The sequence below is a fragment of the Luteimonas sp. TWI382 genome (assembly GCF_039674545.1).
Classification (GTDB): domain Bacteria; phylum Pseudomonadota; class Gammaproteobacteria; order Xanthomonadales; family Xanthomonadaceae; genus Luteimonas.
Genome location: NZ_JBDJNS010000002.1, coordinates 249,492 through 269,330, shown reverse-complemented (window position 1 = coordinate 269,330; position 19,839 = coordinate 249,492). Strand labels below are relative to the sequence as shown.

The 19,839-nt window shown below is 71.0% G+C and carries 16 protein-coding genes; 5 read left to right on the top strand and 11 right to left on the bottom strand.

Annotated features, from left to right (window positions below; translation table 11 throughout):
- Nucleotides 1–67 precede the first annotated feature (67 nt).
- The 4 genes from ABE505_RS02650 to glyQ all read right to left on the bottom strand — a co-directional run bounded on the left by ABE505_RS02650 (nt 68) and on the right by glyQ (nt 9,034).
- Nucleotides 68–4,015, bottom strand: a complete 3,948-nt coding sequence (locus tag ABE505_RS02650) for a translocation/assembly module TamB domain-containing protein (protein WP_346441865.1) — start codon at nt 4,013–4,015, stop codon at nt 68–70.
- A 1-nt stretch (nt 4,016) separates the two neighbouring features.
- Complete coding sequence (locus tag ABE505_RS02645) at nt 4,017–5,831, bottom strand: autotransporter assembly complex family protein (protein WP_346441864.1); 1,815 nt, start codon at nt 5,829–5,831, stop codon at nt 4,017–4,019.
- A gap of 64 nt (nt 5,832–5,895) precedes the next feature.
- Nucleotides 5,896–8,013 (bottom strand): glycine--tRNA ligase subunit beta, encoded by a 2,118-nt coding sequence (gene glyS, locus ABE505_RS02640; protein WP_346441863.1) that lies wholly within the window; start codon nt 8,011–8,013, stop codon nt 5,896–5,898.
- Nucleotides 8,014–8,128: 115 nt separating this feature from the next.
- The gene (glyQ, locus tag ABE505_RS02635; RefSeq protein ID WP_346441862.1) at nt 8,129–9,034 is read right to left on the bottom strand and encodes a glycine--tRNA ligase subunit alpha; all 906 of its coding nucleotides are present in this window, start codon (nt 9,032–9,034) and stop codon (nt 8,129–8,131) included.
- A gap of 104 nt (nt 9,035–9,138) precedes the next feature.
- Between glyQ and ABE505_RS02630 the strand changes: the two genes are divergently transcribed.
- From ABE505_RS02630 to ABE505_RS02620, 3 genes are all read left to right on the top strand, one after another.
- A complete protein-coding gene (locus ABE505_RS02630) occupies nt 9,139–10,944 on the top strand; it encodes a GspE/PulE family protein (protein WP_346441884.1) in 1,806 nt (601 codons plus the stop codon).
- A gap of 201 nt (nt 10,945–11,145) precedes the next feature.
- On the top strand, nt 11,146–11,895 hold the full coding sequence (locus ABE505_RS02625) for a glutamine amidotransferase (RefSeq protein ID WP_346441861.1): 750 nt from the start codon (nt 11,146–11,148) through the stop codon (nt 11,893–11,895).
- Between the two features lie 111 nt (nt 11,896–12,006).
- Nucleotides 12,007–12,930: a hypothetical protein gene (locus ABE505_RS02620; protein WP_346446091.1), complete on the top strand. Its 924-nt coding sequence runs from the start codon at nt 12,007–12,009 to the stop codon at nt 12,928–12,930.
- A gap of 14 nt (nt 12,931–12,944) precedes the next feature.
- Here the strand turns inward: ABE505_RS02620 and ABE505_RS02615 are convergent, their stop codons facing one another.
- The 5 genes from ABE505_RS02615 to ABE505_RS02595 form a co-directional block, all read right to left on the bottom strand.
- A complete protein-coding gene (locus ABE505_RS02615; protein WP_346441859.1) occupies nt 12,945–13,640 on the bottom strand; it encodes an RDD family protein in 696 nt (231 codons plus the stop codon).
- Nucleotides 13,637–14,395, bottom strand: a complete 759-nt coding sequence (gene tatC, locus ABE505_RS02610) for a twin-arginine translocase subunit TatC (RefSeq protein WP_346441858.1) — start codon at nt 14,393–14,395, stop codon at nt 13,637–13,639. The genes ABE505_RS02615 and tatC overlap by 4 nt, the downstream gene beginning before the upstream one ends.
- Nucleotides 14,379–14,843, bottom strand: coding sequence for a Sec-independent protein translocase protein TatB (gene tatB, locus ABE505_RS02605; RefSeq protein ID WP_346441857.1), 465 nt, complete (start codon nt 14,841–14,843; stop codon nt 14,379–14,381). The genes tatC and tatB overlap by 17 nt, the downstream gene beginning before the upstream one ends.
- A gap of 22 nt (nt 14,844–14,865) precedes the next feature.
- Nucleotides 14,866–15,093, bottom strand: a complete 228-nt coding sequence (gene tatA, locus ABE505_RS02600) for a Sec-independent protein translocase subunit TatA (protein ID WP_346441856.1) — start codon at nt 15,091–15,093, stop codon at nt 14,866–14,868.
- A gap of 94 nt (nt 15,094–15,187) precedes the next feature.
- Nucleotides 15,188–16,048, bottom strand: a complete 861-nt coding sequence (locus tag ABE505_RS02595) for a lipid-binding SYLF domain-containing protein (RefSeq protein WP_346441855.1) — start codon at nt 16,046–16,048, stop codon at nt 15,188–15,190.
- 159 nt (nt 16,049–16,207) lie between these two features.
- Here ABE505_RS02595 and hemH point away from each other — a divergent pair, with 159 nt between their 5' ends.
- Both hemH and ABE505_RS02585 read left to right on the top strand, forming a co-directional pair.
- Nucleotides 16,208–17,200: a ferrochelatase gene (hemH, locus tag ABE505_RS02590; protein WP_346441854.1), complete on the top strand. Its 993-nt coding sequence runs from the start codon at nt 16,208–16,210 to the stop codon at nt 17,198–17,200.
- Nucleotides 17,197–18,045, top strand: a complete 849-nt coding sequence (locus ABE505_RS02585) for an alpha/beta hydrolase (RefSeq protein ID WP_346441853.1) — start codon at nt 17,197–17,199, stop codon at nt 18,043–18,045. The genes hemH and ABE505_RS02585 overlap by 4 nt, the downstream gene beginning before the upstream one ends.
- A 30-nt stretch (nt 18,046–18,075) precedes the next feature.
- Here ABE505_RS02585 and ABE505_RS02580 read toward each other — a convergent pair whose 3' ends face one another.
- Nucleotides 18,076–18,855: a SprT family zinc-dependent metalloprotease gene (locus ABE505_RS02580; RefSeq protein ID WP_346441851.1), complete on the bottom strand. Its 780-nt coding sequence runs from the start codon at nt 18,853–18,855 to the stop codon at nt 18,076–18,078.
- A 37-nt stretch (nt 18,856–18,892) separates the two neighbouring features.
- Nucleotides 18,893–19,795, bottom strand: coding sequence for a recombination-associated protein RdgC (locus ABE505_RS02575; protein ID WP_346441850.1), 903 nt, complete (start codon nt 19,793–19,795; stop codon nt 18,893–18,895).
- Between the last annotated feature and the right edge of the window lie 44 nt (nt 19,796–19,839).

Sequence of the window (19,839 nt, the reverse complement as noted above, 5' to 3'; positions counted from 1 at the left end):
ATCCATCTTGCATCCCCGCGTCGCAAGGATCGAGATCGACGTGCCGGAGAGAGAGCCTCCGCCGCGCTTACCGCTCGTGCCGCCAGTTCACCGAGCCGCGGTTCTCCAGCGTGCTCGACTCGATCTCGACATCGAAGCCGCGGCTGAGCAGGTACTTGAGCGTCAGCACTTGACCTGTGCCCAGCAGCGACACGCCGAAGCCGACATACAGCCGCGGCGAGAGCTGCTTGCCCACGCCCAGCACGCTGCCGCCGAGCGCACGCGACTGGCTGATGCCGGCACTGTCGAGCCCGATCTTGCTGCCGAGCTGGCCTGCGATCAGGTCGCCGCCGGCATTGAGCGCAGCGGCGGCGGCATCGAGTTGCTGGCCCTCGGCGCTGGTCAGGCTGGAGGCCGAGCGGCCCAGCACCAGGTAGGACAGTGCCTGGGAATCGTCGCTGGACGGGTCGGTCCAGACATTGACCTGGGGCGAGGAGGCCCGGCCGCTGACGTCGATGCCGGCGGTGATGTCCTCGGCGTCGATGCGGCGTTCGGCGCGCACATCGAGCACCGGGTCGGCCACCGGGCTGTTGTTGAAGACCAGATTGCCGCGGGTCACCTTCAGTTCCTGGCCGTAGGCCTTGTAGCGGCCGTCGACCGACAGGCGACCGTTGCCGGTCATCTCGCGCCCCGGCACCGCGCGCACGCGCAGTTCGCCGCGCATGCGGCCATCGAATCCGAAGCCGCGCAGGCCGACGTTCTCGCCCACGCCCACCGTCAGGTCGAGTGCCAGCGACGAGGCGGTCCCGCTGTCGTCGGGATCGATGGGATCGAGCACGACCACGTCGGGCGAGGCCGACACGCCCTCGCTCAGGCGCTCGAGATCGAGCAGCGCGACATCGACGAACACCTTGCCGGTGACATTGAGCGGTTGCTGCGCCGCATAGCGCACGGTGATGTCGGGCGAGGCGATGATGTGCATGTCGCTCGTGTCGGCCGCGAGCACGTCGGTGCCGCGCAGGTTGAGCTCCAGCGGCGTCGCCTCGCCGCGCCAGTCCAGCCGGCCGTCGATGTCGAGCGTGCCCTTGCCCGAACGCACGTTGCCACTGATGCGGGCGGTGCCGTCGGGCAGCGCGTCGAGCCCGACGTTGCCGTCTTCGAGCGCGATCGCCAGCGAGGGAATCTCGGTTGTGAAATCGCTCAGCCGTGCCTGCCCGCCGATCGTCGGCTGCGCGCGGGTGCCGCCCAGCTGGATGTCGGCGGTCAGGCGGCCTTTGGGCTCGACGATGTCGGGCGAGAACAGCTCGACGAACGTCAGGTCCTCGATATGGGCGACCAGCGAACCGGACAGCGGCGAATACGCATCCCAGCCGTTGGTGACCTGCGCCTGGATGCGGCCGACCTCGTTGAGCGTTGTCGTCAGGCGCGCGCTGAGCCGGTTGGCGTCGAACTCGGCATCGAGCGCGAGATCGTCGTAGGTGATGACGTCGTTGCGTGCGCGCTCGGACGTGCGCACGCCGCCGCTGGCCGAACGCACGCTGGCGCTGCCGGCAAAGCCGTTGCCGACTGGGCGTGCGCGACCTTCGAGCGCGATCTCGCCGCGCAGTACGAACGCCTGCCCGCCGTCCTGCTCGGGCAGATAGGGCGTCGCGAGCGCCAGTGGCAGGCGGTCGCCGCGTACGCTGACGCCCTGGCGCGGCCAGTCCGCACTGGCGCACAGCGAGCCGCCGCCGCTGGAGGCAAAGCAACTTTCCGACAGCGTGATGCGCGTCCCGGCCTGGGCGAACCGCGCGGGCGCCTGCAGCGCCCAGCTCGCGCCTGTCGTCGGCGCCAGGCGCAGCGTGGCCAGCGTGCCCTGCCAGCCGCCGCTGCGCTGGGTCGCCTCGCCCGACAGCGACAGCGTGCCGATCTCACCGCGCGCGTCGGCCTGCAATTGCAGCGCGGTGATCGCGCCACGTGCCGACACCTGGACCGCGTCCAAGGCGACACCGGCCTGCACGCCGCTGGCCGAGACTTCCAGCGTGCCGGCATCGCTGCGCCACGGCAGGCGGCCGTCGATCCGTGCGCTGGCTGCGGCGTAGTCGCCGAAACGCAGCGCAGTGCCGGTGAGGTCGGCCGCGATGTCGGGCGCGGTGCGTGCGCCGGTGGCCCGCAGCGTGCCGCGCAGCGTGCCCCCGCCCTGGGGCAGGAAATCGGCTAACTGCAACGGCGCCAGTTCGGCGTCGATGTCCAGGGTGTCGGCGACCTTGGCGCGCGCGTCCACGCGGCTGCCACCCAGCGTCAGCGCGACCTCGCCCTCGAAATCGCTGCGTCCGGCCTCGCCCGCGTCGCTGGCCGGCCCGTGCATCGCGAACGTCGCACGGCCGTCCAGCCGCCGGCCGCGCAGCGTGCCGCCGAGCTGGTCGGCCTCGACGGCCACGTCCAGGCCGCCGTCGTCGCGGGTGTTGCCGGTCGTGGCGAAGCGGCCGTCGACTGCGCCCTTCCAGTCGCGGGCGAAATAGCCCGGATCGAAGCCGGCCAGGGTCGCGGCGATCTCCCATTGCAAGGCCGGCGCCCAGGCCACGTCGCCGGTCGCATCGAGCGTGCCGGTCGGCATCTCGACGTGCGCGGTGTGCAGGCGCATGCGCTCCGAGTCGCCGCGGCCGTCGAAATCGACGCGTGCGCGCAGGCCATCGCGTTCGATCCCCGCCTTGCCGATCGCCGCCCACGCCGCGGTGCTGCCGGCGATGCCCAGATCGGCATCGGCGAGGATCGGCGGCGCAGGGTCGGCGCTGTCGGGGTCGGCGCCGAACTGCAGGCCGCGCGCGTTGACCGCGAAGCGGAACCGCACATCGCCGGGCTCGGCGACATCGGCGTGGCCGCGCAGCGTCACCCGCCCGTCGAAGGCGTCGACCACCAGCCGTTCGACGTCCAGGCGCTGGTCCTCGAGCCGGAGCTTGGAGGGCTGCAGCACCACCGCCAGCGGCGCGGCATCGGGTTCGCCGATCGTGACCTTGCCTTGCAGCGTGGCTGCACCGCCGGTGCCGTCGGCGCGCAGGTCGAAGGCCAGCGGCGTGCCCGGCTCGCCATTGCCGAGCAGCAGCGACGGATCGAGCCGCGTGGTGTCGGCGCGCAGCGCCCAGCCCGGATCGTCGCGACCGCGCAGCGTGATCAGCGCGCGCAGCGGCGCCGGCGCGTGGCCGATCGCCGCGATGTCCAGATGCGCCAGATCGCCGCGCGCGACCAGGCCGATGCGCGGCCGCGTGCGTCCGGGCGGTGCCGGCATCAGCGCGCTGGCGGTCAGGTCCATCCGGTAGTCGTCGTCCGGTGAGTACACCCCGTCTGCGGTGAACCGGCCGCGGTCGCTGTCGACGACGATCCCGGTCAGCCGCAGCTCACCCTGTTGCGCATCGAGTCCGCCGCGCAGCGTGCGGATATCGATCATCGGCTCGCCCATGCGCGTGACCCGGAAGCCGTCGACGCGGATCGTGTCGGCCTGCAGCGACAGCGGCAGGTCGATGCGCGGCAGCGAATCGGGCCAGCGCGGCAGCTCGAACGGCGTGTCGACCGGCGCCGGCAGTTCCAGCACCGCCTGGTCGACATCGAGCACATCCAGGCGCAGGCGCCGGCCGACCAGCGGCATCAGCGCCGGGTCGATAGTCACGCGTGCGGCGGTGAAGGTCAGCACCCTCGGCTCCTCGCACTGCCCGTAGGGCACCGGCTTTTCCTCGACGTCCGGACAGCTGCGCTGCACGTAGCGCACGTCGTACATCGTCAGTGGTCCCGACGCGGGGCCCTCGGCCGCGCGCCAGGTCAGCTCGGTGCCGGCCGGCAGACGAGCGGCGATCTGGTTGAGCAGGAAGTCGCGGCCGCCGAACGTGGTCAACAGCCACCACACCAGGCCGACGACCAGCACCGCCAGCACGGCGACGCCGATCGCGCTGCGGATCGCCAGCTTGCGTCTGCGCGCGCGTCGGCGCTGGCGCAGTTCGGCGATGCGCGCCTCGCGCGCTTCGGGGGTCAGGTCGTCGGGCAGGCGGTCGCGCCGGAAAGCCATTTCAGAACTCCGCGCCGATGCTCAGGCCGATGGTGAAGGCCGAATCGGGATTGTCGAGGCCGCGACCGAGGTCGAGCTTCAACGGGCCGACCGGCGATTTGTAGCGTGCGCCGATGCCCACACCGGTGCGCCAGTTCGGCGAGGTGCCGTCGAACGCGTCGCCGCTGTCGACGAACACCGCCGCGCCGATCGTCTCGGTGAAGTAGCGCTCGAACTCGACGCTGGCCGTCACCACGTTCTTGGCGCCCAGCGCATAGGCCTTGCGGCCGTCGCGTGCGGGAATCCGCGGCCCGACCTCGCGCCAATCGTAGCCGCGGATGCTGCGGTCGCCGCCGGCGTAGAAGCGCAGGCTCGGCGGCATCGCAACCAACGCATTGGTGAAGGTGTGGCCGAGCTCGCCGCGGACGATCAGCCGGCTCGATTCGCCGATGCCGCGGAACCAGCTCGCACGCGCATGCAGCTGGGTGAACGTCGCGTCCGAGGCCGCGCCCTCGATGCCGCCGCGCAGCATCACCGAGCCGCCGATGCCGGCAGTCGGGAACAGCCGGTCGTCGACGTCGATGTACTCGGCGCGCAGCGAGGGATAGGCGAACGTGGCGTAGCGGTACAGCGCGCCTGCGAACTCGTCGTCCGGGGCGACCGGGGTGTCGGGGTCTTCCTCGGGCGCGTAGGCCCAGCGCTCGCGCAACAGATGCAGCGAGGCGATCAGGTTCAGGCGGTCGTTGTACTGGCCGCTGCGGCTGCCGACCAGTTCGACGCGGCGCGAATCGATGTAGTCGGTCTGCTCGTCGGCAGCCTGCAGGCTGGCGGTGTACCAGCCGTCGAGCCAGGCGAACGCGGGAATGCGGTACTGCAGCGTCAGGGTCTTGCGGCGTTGCGCGTAGTCGAGTTGCGCCAGTGCCTTGTGGCCGCGCATGTTGACGTAGCGGCGCTCGACGCCGAGCCGGATGCCCGCACCGCTGTCGGTGCCGTAGCTCACGCCGGAGGTGTAGATGCTGCGCTTGGCCGGCGTCAGCGACACCTCGATCGGCACCTCGCGCTCGGCATTGGCATCCTCGACCTTCGGCTCGATGTCGATCGTGGAGAAGTAGTCGAGTCGCGAGAGCGATGTGCGCAGGCGGTCGAGACGACCCTGGTGGTAGTAGCTGCCTTCGTCCCAGTAGACCAGCCGTTCGAGCAGTTCGTCGTTGACGACGGGTTCGGGCGACTGCTTGAAGATCGTCGGGCCCATGTTGTAGCGCTCGCCGCTGGTCCACACCAGATCGATGTCGGCGGCGTGGTCGGCGCGGGTGATCTCGACGCGGCGCGATGCGAATTCGGCGTCGAAGTAGCCGCGCTCGCTGAGGCGGCGGCTGAGCCGGTTGCGGCTGCCGTCGTAGTCGGCGTGGTTGAACACACCGCCTTCGCCGGGCACGAAGCTCGCGACGTCGCGCGCCAGGTAGCGGTCCTGACCGCCGGGGCCGATGATCGCGATATCGCGATTGCGCACGCGCACCGGCTGGCCGGGGTCGACGACGATGCGGACCGCGAAGATGTTCTCCTTGCGTTCGCGTTGCACGTCGATCGTCGGCGAGTAGTAACCGAACGGCTCGAGCGCCTTGCGCGTCTGCGATTCGGCCTCGCGGATCAGATAGGCCATGCGCCGCCCGGACACGTCCTTGCCGATCGCGTCGTACAGCGCCAGCGAGACGCGCACGTTCTCGGTCATCTCCTCGTCGAGGCCGGAAATGTCGACACGATCGACACGCGCGGCCTGCGCCGCAGCCGACGAGAATACGAGAACGGTGGCGGCGAGGCACAACGGAAAGCGAGGCATCGGGCGAGGATACCCGGTGCGCGTCAAGAGTCGATTAACGTCGCGCGCGCCCGTGCGGCTCCACTCAAGCCGACAGGTGCCCGATCGCCGCAACGCTGCCCAGGCGGTCGGCCAGCCCCTGCAGCAGGGCCAGGCGGTTGCCGCGCAGCGCCGGGTCGTCGACGTTGACCATCACCGCGTCGAAGAACGCATCGACCTGCGGACGCAGCCGTGCCAGCCGCGTCAGCGCAGCGACGTAGTCACCCTGGGCCAGGGCCGGCCCGGTCTCGCCGTGCGCGGCCGCAACGGCCTCGGCCAGTGCCGCTTCGGCGGGCTCGCGCAGCAGTGCGGCGTCCACGGCGCCGGGAGTCGCGTCATCGGCCTTGCGCAGGATGTTGCGGATGCGCTTGTCGGCCGCGGCCAGCGCGGCGGCTTCGGGCAACTGCGCGAAGGTGCCGATCGCATCGATGCGCCGGTCGAGGTCGTACAGCGAGGCCGGGCGCAGCGCGGCGACCGCGGCGAGGTGCGCGGCCGGCACGCCGCGGTCGGCGTAGTAGCCCTTCAGGCGCTCGAGCACGAAGTCGTACAGCTCACCCGCATCGGCCGACACGGTGGCGCCGTCCTTGCCGGTCGGCAACGCGCCGACGCGCTCGACCGCCGTGGCGAGCAGTCGATGCAGGTCGAGGTCGAAGCCGCTTTCGATCAGCGTGCGCGCCAGCCCCAGCGCGGTGCGGCGCAGCGCGAACGGGTCCTTGTTGCCGGTCGGCTTGAGGCCGGCGGCAAAACCGCCGGCCAGTGTGTCCAGACGCTCGGCGATCGCCAGCACCTTGCCCAGCGTCGAGAGCGCGATGTCGTCGCCGGCAAAGCGCGGCTGCCAGGCCTCGTCGATCGCGTTCGCCAGCGCACTGCGGTCGTCGTCGGACAAGCCCGCCAGCGCCGGGTCGTGCCGGGCGTAGTCCCGTCCGGCGATGCCCTGCAGCTCCGGAAACTCGCCGACCATCCGCGATTGCAGATCGGCCTTCGACAGCAGCGCCGCGCGCTGCGCGAGGTCGGCATCGACGCCGACCTGCGGCGCGATCGCCTGCGCCAGCGCCGCCACCCGCGCCACCTTGTCGGCGATGCTGCCCAGCTTGGCCTGGTAGGTCACCGTCCGCAGGCCCTCGTTCATCGCCGACAGGCCCTGCTTGAGGTCTTCGTCGAAGAAGAACTTGGCATCGGCGAAGCGCGGACGGATCACGCGCTCGTAGCCCTTGGCGACCTCGGGCGGGTCCTTGGAGACGATATTGGCGATGCCGATGAAATGCTCGGTCAGCCGGCCGTCGCGCAGGACCGGGAAGAACTTCTGGTTCGCTTCCATCGTCGCGATCAGCGCCTCCTGAGGCACCGCAAGGAACGCGGGCTCGAACGTACACGCCACCGCGCTCGGCCATTCGACCAGGCAGTTCACCTGCTCGAGATTGTCGGCCTCGATGCGCGCGTGGCCGCCGACCGCATGCGCCGCGGTCTCGACCGCATCGGCGATCGTCCGGCGCCGGGCATCGGGATCGACCAGCACCGAGGCTGTACGCAGCATCTCGACGTAGTCGCCCGGGGCGGCGATGGCCACCGGCGCATCGTGCATGAAGCGGTGGCCGCGGCTGTCGCGGCCGGCGCGGGCGCCGAACAGCTCGGCGTCCACGACCGTATCGCCGTGCAGCGCCACCAGCCAGTGCACCGGGCGTGCGAACGCGTAGGCGTGGGCGCCCCAGCGCATGGGCTTTGGGATCGGCATCGCGGCGATCGCCTCGCGCAGTACCTCGGGCAGCAGCGCGGCGGTGGTCGCGCCGGCGGTCACCGTGCGATGCACGAAGCGCTCGCCCTTGGCGTCGGTGGTCTTCTCCAGTGCGGTCCAGGCGACGCCGGCCTTCGCGGCGAAGCCCTGCAGCGCCTTGGTCGGCTGGCCGTCGGCATCGAGCGCGATATTGAGATACGGCCCCAGCACCTCGCCGCGCTGTTCGGGCTGCTCGGCAGCGACGCCGGGCAGCAGCACCGCCAGGCGCCGCGGCGTGTACAGCGGCTTGGCATCGCCGCGGACCACGTTGATGCCGCGCTTGTCCAGCGCCGCGATCACACCGTCGAAGAACGCCTGGGCCAGGCCGGGCAACGCCTTGACCGGCAGTTCTTCGGTGCCCAGTTCGATCAGCAGGGGCTTGATGTCGGTCATGCGGAAGGACCCTTTCTCTTTTCGCCCGCCGTGCCCGCGGTGCGGGGGAGGGCCGTGTCGACCGCCGGACGGCGGATCATGGAACGTCGTGACGCGCAGCGGCCCGGGGGCAGGCTCAGACCGCGGCGTCGCGCTTGAGCCGCGGGAACCCGAGCTTCTCGCGCTGCGCGTAATAGGCCTTGGCGACCGCCTGGGCCAGCGTGCGCACGCGCAGGATGTAACGCTGGCGTTCGGTGACACTGATCGCACGGCGCGCGTCGAGCAGGTTGAAACTGTGGCTGGCCTTGCAGACCTGCTCGTAGGCCGGCAGCGGCAGGCCGATCTCGACGAGCTTGAGCGCCTCGGCCTCGCAATGGTCGAAGCGATGGAACAGCTCGGCGACGTCGGCGTGCTCGAAGTTGTAGGTGCTCTGCTCGACCTCGTTCTGGTGGTAGACGTCGCGGTAGGTCACCGGCGTGCCGTCGGGGCCGTGGGTCCAGACAATGTCGAACACGTTGTCGACGTTCTGCAGATACATGCACAGGCGTTCGAGCCCGTAGGTGATCTCGCCCAGCACCGGACGGCATTCCAGCCCGCCGGCCTGCTGGAAATAGGTGAACTGGGTCACCTCCATGCCGTTGAGCCAGACCTCCCAGCCCAGGCCCCAGGCGCCGAGTGTCGGCGATTCCCAGTTGTCTTCGACCAGCCGCAGGTCGTGCACCTGCGGGTCGATGCCCAGCTCGCGCAGCGAGCCGAAGTACAGCTCGACGATGTTGTCGGGATTGGGCTTGAGCGCGACCTGGTACTGGTAATAACGCTGCAGGCGGTTGGGATTGTCGCCGTAGCGGCCGTCGGTGGGGCGGCGGCAGGGCTGCACGTACGCCGCGTTCCACGGCTCGGGGCCGAGCGCTTGCAGGAACGTGGCCGGATGGAAGGTGCCCGCGCCGACCTCCAGGTCCAGCGGCTGGATCAGCACGCAGCCCTGACGGGCCCAATAGGTGTTGAGCGTGAGGATCAGCTCCTGGAACGTCGGTCCGGTCATCGGAGTGGGCGTGGCGGCGGCGCGCTAGTATAGCGGTCCACGCCATGCCGCCCGCCGCGCCAGGCGGCCGCGGCCACGGAGGAACAGGCTTGAACGACCCCCGGATGCCGCCGTCGTCCGCAGGCCATGAGGCCGGCGCGCCCGCCGCGCGGCTGCCGCCCGGGCGGTTGACGTTCGAGCCGGTCGTCGCCGCGCTGGTCGCCGACGGCCTGCTGGCACCGGCCGACGCCGAGCGCGCGCGTGTGGGCGGGCGCGCGACCCGCGGCCTGGAGGCGGTGCATCCGCTGGTGCTGTTGGCCAATCTCAAGCTGCCTTCGGCGTTGCGCCCCGGGCGTGAGTTGGGTCTGGAAGCGTTGACCCAATGGCTGGCGCAGCGCACCGGGCACGCGTATCTGCGCATCGACCCGACCAAGATCGTCGTGGCCGATGTGACCGACCTGGTTTCGCACGCCTATGCCCGCCGGCATCGCATCCTGCCTGTCGAGGTCACCCCCCAGCACGCGCGCATCGCGACCAGCGAACCGCTGGCGCTCGACTGGCTGCCCGATCTGCAGCGCCTGCTGCGTCGGGACATCGACCTGGTCGTCGCCAATCCGCTCGACCTGCATCGCTACACGATGGAGTTCTTCGGGGTCACGCGTTCGGTGCGCGGCGCGCGCGACCTGCGCGACGGGGGCGGCAGCGCGCCGTCGTTCGAGCAGTTGGTCGAACTCGGCCGCTCGGGCGACGTCAACGCCGACGACCAGCACATCGTGCACATCGTCGACTGGCTGCTGCAGTACGCCTACGAGCAGCGCGCCTCGGACATCCACCTCGAGCCGCGCCGCGACGTCGGCCGCGTGCGCTTCCGCATCGACGGCGTGCTGCACAAGGTGTTCGAAATGCCGCCGCCGGTGATGACCGCTGCGGTCAGCCGCATCAAGGTGCTCGGGCGCATGGACCTGGCCGAGCGTCGGCGGCCGCAGGACGGCCGCATCAAGACCCGCTCGCCGGGCGGGCGCGAGGTCGAGATGCGCCTGTCGACGATGCCCACCGCATTCGGCGAGAAGTGCGTGATGCGCATCTTCGATCCCGACACCGCCTTCAAGACGATCGCGCAGTTGGGGTTCGACGATGGCGAGGCGACGGCCTGGAACGCGCTGGTGCAGCGCCCGCACGGCATCGTGCTGGTCACAGGCCCGACCGGCTCGGGCAAGACCACGACGCTGTACTCGACGCTGCGCGCGTTGGCCACGCCCGACGTCAACGTGTGCACGGTCGAGGACCCGATCGAAATGGTCGCCGTCGAGCTCAACCAGATGCAGGTGCACGCCGCGATCGACCTGACCTTCGCCCAGGGCGTGCGCACGCTGCTGCGCCAGGACCCGGACATCATCATGATCGGCGAGATCCGCGATCTGGACACCGCGCAGATGGCGGTGCAGGCCGCGCTGACCGGCCACCTGGTGCTCTCGACGCTGCACACCAATGACGCGCCGTCGGCGATCACGCGGCTCCTCGATCTGGGGCTGCCGCACTACCTGATCGCGTCCACCCTCAATGGCGTGCTCGCCCAGCGCCTGGTGCGCACGCTGTGCCCGCACTGCCGGAGCGCGCGCGCAGTCGACCCGGACGGCTGGCGCGCGCTGGTCGGCCCCGACGGACCGCCACCGCCGGCGCAGGCCTGTGGTCCGGTCGGCTGCCTGGAATGCCGCAACACCGGCTACCTCGGCCGCGTCGGTCTTTACGAACTGATGCCGGTGACACCGGCGCTGCGGGCATTGATCCAGCCGGAGATGTCCCTGGCCGGTTTTGCCCACGCAGCAGTCGTCGCCGGCCTGCGCACCTTGCGGATGGCCGGCGCGGAGAAGGTCGCGCAGGGGCTGACGACGGTCGAGGAAGTGATGGCGGTGCTGCCGCCACGCGAGTAGACGCGCCGGCTCGGCCCCACCCGGCGCGCTGCGCACGCCGACCTCCCTTGCGGGCGGGGGGGGGTGAGATCTCGACGCAGCGTCCTGCCGGCTCGCGACGCACCGCGCCTTCTCCTGTTTCAAGACGGGAAGAGGCGGGGATGGGCGCTTTTCAGCGTTGAGTCGCTACGCTTGCGCTTCCATCCACGCGCTCACACCACGATGGCTTCCGATCTCCCCATCCTGATCCTGCAAACTGGACGGCCGGTCCCGTCGATGCGTCGCTATGGCGGCTTCGCGCACTGGATCCGGGTCGCGGCCGGGCTGGCGCGCGATCAGGTCGCGGTGGTCGATGTCGAAGGCGGTGCGGCATTGCCGCCGGCCGACGCGGTGCGGGCGACGATCGTCACCGGCTCGGGCGCGATGGTCACCGACCGCGCCCAGTGGAGCGAGCGCAGTGCGGTCTGGCTGCGCGATGCCGCGCAGGCGGGCATGCCGCTGCTGGGCATCTGCTACGGCCACCAGCTGATCGCCCACGCGCTCGGCGGCGAGGTCGGCGCCAATCCCGGCGGGCGCGAGATGGGCACGGTGGAGATCGAGACGCTGGCCGCCGCCAGCGACGATCCGCTGTTCCGCGGCTTGCCGCCGCGGTTCGCCGCGCAGGTCACGCACCTGCAGAGCGCGCTGGCGCTGCCCGCAGGTGCGGTGCCGCTCGCCCGCTCGGCGCTCGAGCCGCACCATGCCTTCCGCTGGGGCGAGCGGGTCTGGGGCGTGCAGTTCCATCCCGAGTTCAGCGCCACGCACATGCGCGGCTACATCCGCGCCCGGGCGCAGCCGCTGCGCGAGGAGGCCGCCGATCCGGCGGCGATGCTGGCCGCGGTACGGGCCGCGCCGCATGCGCGCACGGTGCTGCGGCGCTTCGCGGCCGTCTGCGCTCTGCCACCGAGGCCAGCGGTCGGTGAGCGGCGCTGACCACGTAACAGTGGCGGCTTGGCGTGCGGCCTGCGCGCCGCGTGCATCGGCACTGCAGTACGATGGCCGGCCTCGTGGCACGACGCCACGTGCGGAACGGGAAGCAGCGGGATGACGATTCGGAGCGTGGGAGCGGGCCACGGCTGGCAGTGGCTGGTGCAGGCGGTCAACGTCGGCCGCGGCAATCCCCGGGCGGTGTACGGCGCGGTGGCCATCGTGTCGCTGCTGGCGTTGCTGCCCAGCGTGCTGCAGTTGGTGCTGCAGCTCGCATTCGGGCTCGATGCGCAGTCGCAACTGATGCTGATCGGCGCGCTCTCGCTGGTCTCGATCCTGGTCTACCCGCTGCTGATCGGCGGCGTGTTGCGGGTCATCGATGCGGTCGAGCATGGCCGGCCGGCACGACCGGGCGACCTGTTCTCGGTGTTCTCGGTCGGTGCCGGGCGTCTGGTCGGGTTCGGGCTGTTGATGGGCGCGCTGTACATCGCCACGTTCTACACGCTGGTCAGCCTGTTCGGCGACGGCGTGCCGGAGTGGTACCTGGAGATCATGACGATCACCCAGGAGATGGGCGCCAGCCAGACCCCGCCGTCCGCGCCGCCCGAGCTGCCGGTGCCGCCGGCGGGGATCGGTCCGTTGATGGCGCTGGGCCTGCTGTTTGGCATGTTCTATGCGACCGTCTATGCGATCGGGCTGGGCCAGGTCGCGCTGGGCGGGCGCAGCGTGTTCGCGGCGTTCGGCGATGGCGTGCTGGCCACGCTCAAGAACGTACTGCCGGTGTTGGTGATCGCTGCGCTGGCGATGGCGGGCGGTTTTGCGCTGATCCTGGTGTTCGGCGTGGTGGCGTCGCTGGTGACGATCGTCGCCGGGCTGCTGCATCCGGCGCTGGGCGCCTTCCTGGTGCTGCCGATGTACCTGGCGCTGCTGCTGGTGCTGTACGTGGTGATGTTCGGTGCGATGTACGTCATGTGGCGCGACATCTGCGGCGATGCCGCGGCGCCGGCCGGACCGCCCCCGGGCTCGACGATCGAACTGTAGGCCGACGCGGGCGCCTACAGCCCCAGCGTCGCGTCCAGCGCGGCGGTCACGCTGCGATCGACGGCGTGCATCAGCCAGGCCAGCAGCAGGAAGCAGGCCGGCAACTGCAGCGCCAGCCACAGCCGCACGGGCAGGGGCATCGGCCGCGCATCGACGCGGACCACGCGGGTCCCGGCGATCCGGTCGTGCAAGGCTTGGTGGCGCGGGGCGCGTCCGGCCAGCGCATGGCCGATGTTGAGGCTGGCCCACGACAGCAGGCCGGCCGCCTGGCGCAGCGTCGCGCGCACGGGGCCGGGCGGCAGGCCGTCGTCGTCGACCACGCGCAGGCCCAGCAGGCGCTTGCCTGGTGTCGCCTGCCAGCGCGAGCCTTCGAATCCCGCGAACCAGAACAGGGCCAGCAGCGCAAATGCCAGCATCGGCGGCAGCAGCCAGGCGCTGACTGCGACCGACAACTGACCGACCGCGGCGTGCAGCGCAGGATCGGCCAGCCAGGTCCGGGCCAGCGCCGCCGGTGCGACGCCGCGGTCGGCGGCGTCGGCCATCGTGCCGGCCATCGTCAGGCTCAGTGCGTCGAGCGTCTCGCCGCAGGCGGCCAGCCCCGCGCACAGGCGGCGATGCAGCAGTGCGACGACGACCACGGCGATCGCGGCCGCGTCCAGCGACCAGGCCGCATAGCGGCGCGGCAGCGACGTCGGCGCGCCCGCGCTCATGCGCGGTCTTGCAGCGGGCCGGGCTTGGGCGCCAGCAATCGGGCGGCGATGATGCCGGCCTCGTAGAGCAGGCACATCGGCACGGCCAGCATCAGCTGGGAGACCACGTCGGGCGGGGTGATCACCGCCGCCAGCACGAACACGCCGACCACCGCGTAGCCGCGCGCCTCGCGCAACTGGTCGGTGGTCACCCAGCCCAGCAGCACCAGGATCACCAGCGCCACCGGCAACTCGAAGCTCAGGCCGAACGCCAGGAAGATCACCAGCACGAAGTTCAGGTAGGCGTTGATGTCGGTCATCATCGCCACGCCATCGGGGGTGACCAGAGTCAGGAACCGGAACACCGACGGCAAGACGAAGAAGAAGGCGAACGCGCAGCCGATGTAGAACAGCGCGACCGCCGAAGCCAGCAGCGGCAGCGCCAGCCGCTTCTCGCGCTTGTACAGGCCCGGCGCGACGAACGCCCAGGCCTGGTACAGCAGCCAGGGCATGGTCGCCACTAGCGCGGTGAAGAATGCGAGCTTGAGCGGCGCGAAGAACGGCGAGGCGACCTCGACCGCGATCAGGTGCGCGCCTTCGGGCAGCTTGTCGAGCAGCGGCTGGGCGAGCAGGCCGTACAGGCGATTGGCGAACGGCAGCAAGACCACCAGCACAATGCCGGTGCCGGCCAGGCCGCGCATCAGGCGCATGCGCAGCTCGATCAGGTGATCGACCAGGCTGCCCTCGCCTGCGTCGTCGTCAGCGTGCCGCGCCATCGCCGGCCTCCTGGGGGACGCGTGGGGGCGAGGTCGGATCGGCGGCGATCGCGCCTGGCGGCAGTGCAGGCATCTCGGGGTCGGCGGCGGGCGGGGGCGAGGCCTGCGCCTGGGGCGCGGCCGGGGGGCCGTGCACGCGCCGGGCCTCGTCGGCCAGTTCGGCGGCGCCGCGACGGACGGCGTCGAACTCGTCGCGCACCTTGCTCTGGGCATCGCGCAACTGGGTGCCGACATCGGCGATCGAACGTTGCGCGTCCTGGACGCTGCGCTTGAGCTCCTCGGCCTCGAGTTCGCGTTCCAGTTCGGCCTTGACCGAATGCCACTGGGTGCGCGCCCGGCGGACCCACAGCCCGGCGAAACGCGCGGCCTTGGGCAATCGCTCCGGGCCGAGCACGATCAACGCGACCACCGCGATGATCAGCAGTTCGCCGGACCCGATCCCGAACATCGTCGCGCGCGTCGACCCGCGATCAGCGCGGGGTGTGGTCTTCGCGTCGCGCGCGGTCGGCGGTCGACTCCGACTCCCGCGAACGGTCGTCGAGACGCTCGGGCGGCACATCGTCGTCGTGCATGCCCTTCTTGAAGCCCTTGACCGCCTCGCCGAGGTCGCGCCCGGCACCGCGCAGCCGCTTGGTGCCGAACACCAGCAGCACGACGAGCAGGACGATGAGCCAATGCCAGATGCTGAAACTGCCCATGGCGGGACCAGTCTGATTCGAGTGGACGGCTAGGATAGCGCACCGACCACGCCCGCCGGCCTCACGCGCCGATGGAGCGCAAGCCCGGCGGTGCTTACGGCAGCGGTTCGACCTGCGCGGGCTGGTCGTTGACGGTCTCGAAGGGCTGCGGCGTCGGGTCGTAGGACTGCGCCGGCAGCGTGGTCGCCTCGGGGACGCCCTGAATCCGCGGCGCCGGCTGCGCGGCACCCGAGGCCACGGCGGCGCCGCCGCGGGCCACGCGCGCGGTGGCGCTGGCCTCTTCCAGGCGATCGCGGAAATCGACGATCGCGCTTGACGGCGCCTGACCGGGCCGGTTCTCGAGAATCGCGCGCGGCGTGGTGGTGTTGCCATAGACCGCGACATTGGCCTCGTCGTCGATCGACAGCACCGCGCCGTCGAGCGCGACGCCGGCAAACAGGCCGCGTGCACGCGACCACGACCAGATCTCGGCCTTGAGCTGGCCATCGGTCAGCGCCGCCGCATTGCGGCCCACCGGACCGGCGGCGACGCCGGCATCGGCGCCCAGGGTGAACTTGCCGTTGACGATCGATTCGAGACTGCGTTCGTTGCGGAACACCAGCACCACATCCGAAGACTGCACGCCCGCCTGCAGGCCGATGCTGCCGCCGGTGAGCTTGACGAAGGCGGGGTTGGACCAGGTGCCGTCGGCGGTGCGCACCGACAGCAGGCCATGACCACGACGACCGCCGATGACCAGGCCGGCCTTCACGGTGTCGGGAATCACGATGATCGCGCGGGCCTCGTCGAGCAGTTTGTCCGGGATGCCGGACTCGGGGATCGCCTGGATCTCGTTGAGCACGCGCACCGCATTCTGGGCCCGCGCGTCCTCCCGTGGACCTGCGAGAGCAGGGCCTGCGACGAGCGCGACGGCGAGACCGGCGATCAACAGGGAACGACGCGGGGACAGGCGCATGGAAGGCTCCGGAAAATGAGAAGGGGCGAGGGCGCAACGCGGCGCGGAGCGGCCGATTCAGGCTAGTGACGAGGCCATGAATCGTGCATGAGTTCGGCCGGCTGCGGCGCGGCGATCGTGTCGGCTGCATTGCGGCGGCCAGCCTGCCATCCTATGCGGATGTCCGCTCATCCGCTTCCGCCAGGCGCCGCGCCGGTCGCCACCGCCGTGCTGATCGTCAACCTCGGTACGCCCGATGCGCCCACCGCCGACGCGGTGCGGGCGTATCTGGACGAATTCCTGTCCGATCCGCGCGTGGTGCGCCTGCCGCGCTGGTTGTGGCTGCCGTTGTTGCGCCGGGTGATCCTGCCGCGACGCTCGCCCAAGGTCGCGCACAAGTACGCCGAGATCTGGCTCGATGGCGGCTCGCCGCTGGCGGTGTACACGCGTCGGCTGGCCGAGGCGGTCGATGCGCGGATGCCCGAGCTGCGTGTGGTCCACGCGATGCGCTACGGCCGCCCGGCGCTGGCGCCGACGATGCGCGCGCTGGCCGCCGAGGGCATCGGCCGGATCCTGGTGCTGCCGCTGTATCCACAGTATTCGACGACGACCACCGCCTCGGTCGCCGACCGCATCGCCGAAACCCCGATCGACGGCGTCGAGGTCCGCATGATCGAGGACTACGCACGCGACCCGGGCTGGCTGCAGGCGCTGGCCGCTTCGGTGCAGGCGCATCGCCAGGCGCATGGCCGGGGCGAGGTGTTGTTGTGCTCGTTCCACGGCATTCCCCAGCGCATCGTCGACCAGGGCGATCCCTACGCCGAGCGCTGCGAGGCGACGTTCCGCGGGCTGGTGGACGCCCTGGGCAGCGAAGCCGGCGACTGCCGCATGGCCTACCAGTCCCGTTTCGGCGCCGGCAAGTGGCTGCAGCCGGCGACCGATGCCACCCTGGTCGCGATGGCCAAGGCGGGCGTGCGCGAGGTCGATGTGCTGTGCCCGGGCTTTCCGGCCGACTGCCTGGAGACGCTCGAGGAAATCGCGATGCAGAACGCCGAGTTGTTCGTCGCCAACGGCGGCACGCGGCTGCGCTACATCCCCTGCCTCAACGACGCGCCCGCGCATGCCGACGCGATGGCGACGCTGCTGCGCCGCGAACTGGACACATGGGCATGACCGGCGCGGACTTCGCGCTGGAGATCGGTATCGGTACCGTCCGCGGCCTGCGCTTCGGAACCCTGGGCGCGCGCCGGGTGCTGGCGCTGCACGGCTGGCTCGACAACGCCGCGAGCTTCGGGCCGCTGGCCGCGCATCTGGACGGGCTCGATCTGGTCGCGCCCGACCTGCCCGGACACGGCCGCAGCGTGCACATGCCCAAGGGGACCGACTACACCTTCGTCGGCGCGGTGCACCAGGTGCTCGATATCGCCGATGCGCTGCAGTGGGACCGCTTCGCGCTGCTCGGACACTCGATGGGCGCGGGCATCGCCAGCCTGGTCGCCGCCGCGTGTCCGGAGCGGGTCGAGCGGCTGGTCGCGATCGAGGCGCTCGGGGCGTTGCCCGAGACCGAGGACAACACTGTCGTGCGGCTGCGCGAAGCGGTGACGTCCGCGCGTGGACTGGGCGAACGGCCCCTGCGCGTGTTTCCCGATCTCGATGCCCCGGTGCGTGCGCGCATGCGGGTCAATGCGCTGTCGGAAGGATCGGCGCGCCGGTTGGTCGAGCGCGGCGTGCAGGCCGTCGACGGCGGCCACGTGTGGTGCAGCGATCCGCGGCTGACCGTGCCGACCGCGGTGCGCATGACGCCCGGCCAGGTCGATGCGCTCGTGGCCGGCATCGACTGCCCGACCCGGGTGATCTATGCCGACCCACCGCAGGACTATCTGCCCGAGCCCGACCGCAGCCGCCGCGCGCGCCTGCTGCCCGATGGCGACCTGGTCGTGATCGCAGGCGGGCACCATCTGCACATGGAGCAGCCCGACGCGGTCGCCGCGGCGATCGGGGATTTCCTCCAGCATTGAGTCCCCTGCGGCGCGCGCGTCGCTCGGCGCTCACCCTGTCAGCAGCGTGTGCAGCGTGCCCTTGAGCCGTCGCCCTTCGCTGCGGAAGTAATCGCGTGCCCGCCGCCAGTCGGGGCAGCGCGCCTCGACCTCGCGCCAGAATGCGCGCGAGTGGTCGGCATGCACCAGGTGGCAGAGCTCGTGCACCAGCACGTACTCGAACGCCGACGGCGTGCCGAGCACCAGGGCCAGGTCGAGCGCGAGCGTGCCGTCGGGCGCCAGCGAGCCCCACTGCGAGGACATCGGCCGGATCCGGATCCGCGACGGCGTACGCGGCAGGCCGGGCAGGTAGCCGGGCAGCCAGCGGGCGACGTCGGCGCGCGCCTGGGCTTCGTAGAACTCGCGCAGCGCGCGCTGCAGCGCCGCCGGACCGGCCTGTGCGGGCGCGGCGAACACCAGATGCTCGCCGTCCGCTCGGACGTGGGCGAAGCGACCTGATTGCCAATCCACCGCGTGCAGCGCGCCGCGCAGCGGCAAGTGCGTGGTCAGGTCGCGGTGCAGCGGCGAGGTCTCGCCGTGTTCGGCCAACTGCTCGGCGAGCCACGCGCGGTGCTGGTACACGAAGGCTTCGCCGGCCGCGAGACTGGCGCGCAGCGGCAGCGTCAACCGCGCGCCACGCTCGCTGACGCTCAGGCGAATGCGGCGCGCACGCGGATCGCGCACGCGCAGCACCTGGATCCGGCGGCCGTCGTCGAGCCGGACCTCGAGCGTGTCGCGACGCACCGGCGTGGCAGCCGGGGACGACGAGGTCAGGCGCGAGGACGGCGGCATGGGCGGAGTGTAAGGCGCGCGCAGGGCGCGCCTGCGCTCATTCGACCTTCGACAGCTTGAACGCGCCCTCGAGCGCCTTGAACAGCCGCTTGAACTCGCCGCGCATCAACGCAAACCGCGCATCGAGTTCGGCCTGGCGGTCGTCGGCGTCGGTGTGCTCGAGCGTGTCGAGCGCGCCGTCGAGCAGCTTGAACTTGCGCACGATCAGGTCCTCGCCGAGCACGAACTCGATCTGGTCGTCGAGCGTGAGCGCCAGCTTGGTCACCTGCTTGCCGGCGTCGAGATGGCGGGTGATCTCCTCGCACTGCAGGTCCTGCCGCTGGCACTTGACGATCGCGCCCTGGTCGGACGGATCCTTCAGCTCGCACTCTTCACCCAGCGCCAGGCCATCGGGCAACGGCTCGCCGGCGATCCAGCCAGTCATCACCGCGCGCGGCGAGGTCTCGGCGTTGAGCGGCAGCGCCGGGAAGCTGCCCATCGCGGTGCGCACCTGGCTGACCACGTTCTCGGCGCTCTTGCGGCTGGAGGTGTTGACCGCGATCACGCCCAGCTCCAGATCGATCAACGCATCCGAGCGCACCGGGCGCACGAATGCACGCGGCAGCAGCTCCTGCAGGATGTCGTCCTTCATCTGCTTGCGCATCTTGCCGCCCGGCTTGCGCGCGTTCTTTTCCTCGTACTCCTCGATGCGCACGGCCAGGAATTCGTTGACCACCGCGCCGGGCAGGATCTTCTCCTGGCCGCCGACGGCCAGCCAGATCCCGTCTTCCATGCGGTGGGTCAGTGCATCGGCCTCGCGGCCCAGCGCCGGCACGAAGCCGTGGGTGGACATCTCCAGCGGGCCGACGTCGCGCAGGCGGAACTCGCCGACCTGGGTCTCCAGTTCGGAGACATCGACGGAGGTGGGGAAGCGGAACAGGGTCAGATTCTTGAAGAACATCGAAAGGCCGTGATTGGGATGGGGGATTGAAAAAGGAACAAGCC

Excerpts from the sequence above, each read along its gene's own strand:
- tatC (WP_346441858.1), bottom strand. The coding sequence starts at position 14,395 with ATGGCGCGGCACGCTGACGACGACGCAGGCGAGGGCAGCCTGGTCGAT.
- ABE505_RS02650 (WP_346441865.1), bottom strand. The coding sequence starts at position 4,015 with ATGGCTTTCCGGCGCGACCGCCTGCCCGACGACCTGACCCCCGAAGCG.
- hemH (WP_346441854.1), top strand. The coding sequence starts at position 16,208 with ATGTCCGCTCATCCGCTTCCGCCAGGCGCCGCGCCGGTCGCCACCGCC.
- ABE505_RS02585 (WP_346441853.1), top strand. The coding sequence starts at position 17,197 with ATGACCGGCGCGGACTTCGCGCTGGAGATCGGTATCGGTACCGTCCGC.
- tatA (WP_346441856.1), bottom strand. The coding sequence starts at position 15,093 with ATGGGCAGTTTCAGCATCTGGCATTGGCTCATCGTCCTGCTCGTCGTG.
- ABE505_RS02630 (WP_346441884.1), top strand. The coding sequence starts at position 9,139 with ATGCCGCCGTCGTCCGCAGGCCATGAGGCCGGCGCGCCCGCCGCGCGG.
- ABE505_RS02620 (WP_346446091.1), top strand. The coding sequence starts at position 12,007 with ATGACGATTCGGAGCGTGGGAGCGGGCCACGGCTGGCAGTGGCTGGTG.
- ABE505_RS02580 (WP_346441851.1), bottom strand. The coding sequence starts at position 18,855 with ATGCCGCCGTCCTCGCGCCTGACCTCGTCGTCCCCGGCTGCCACGCCG.
- ABE505_RS02625 (WP_346441861.1), top strand. The coding sequence starts at position 11,146 with ATGGCTTCCGATCTCCCCATCCTGATCCTGCAAACTGGACGGCCGGTC.
- glyQ (WP_346441862.1), bottom strand. The coding sequence starts at position 9,034 with ATGACCGGACCGACGTTCCAGGAGCTGATCCTCACGCTCAACACCTAT.
- tatB (WP_346441857.1), bottom strand. The coding sequence starts at position 14,843 with ATGTTCGGGATCGGGTCCGGCGAACTGCTGATCATCGCGGTGGTCGCG.
- ABE505_RS02645 (WP_346441864.1), bottom strand. The coding sequence starts at position 5,831 with ATGCCTCGCTTTCCGTTGTGCCTCGCCGCCACCGTTCTCGTATTCTCG.
- ABE505_RS02575 (WP_346441850.1), bottom strand. The coding sequence starts at position 19,795 with ATGTTCTTCAAGAATCTGACCCTGTTCCGCTTCCCCACCTCCGTCGAT.
- glyS (WP_346441863.1), bottom strand. The coding sequence starts at position 8,013 with ATGACCGACATCAAGCCCCTGCTGATCGAACTGGGCACCGAAGAACTG.
- ABE505_RS02615 (WP_346441859.1), bottom strand. The coding sequence starts at position 13,640 with ATGAGCGCGGGCGCGCCGACGTCGCTGCCGCGCCGCTATGCGGCCTGG.
- ABE505_RS02595 (WP_346441855.1), bottom strand. The coding sequence starts at position 16,048 with ATGCGCCTGTCCCCGCGTCGTTCCCTGTTGATCGCCGGTCTCGCCGTC.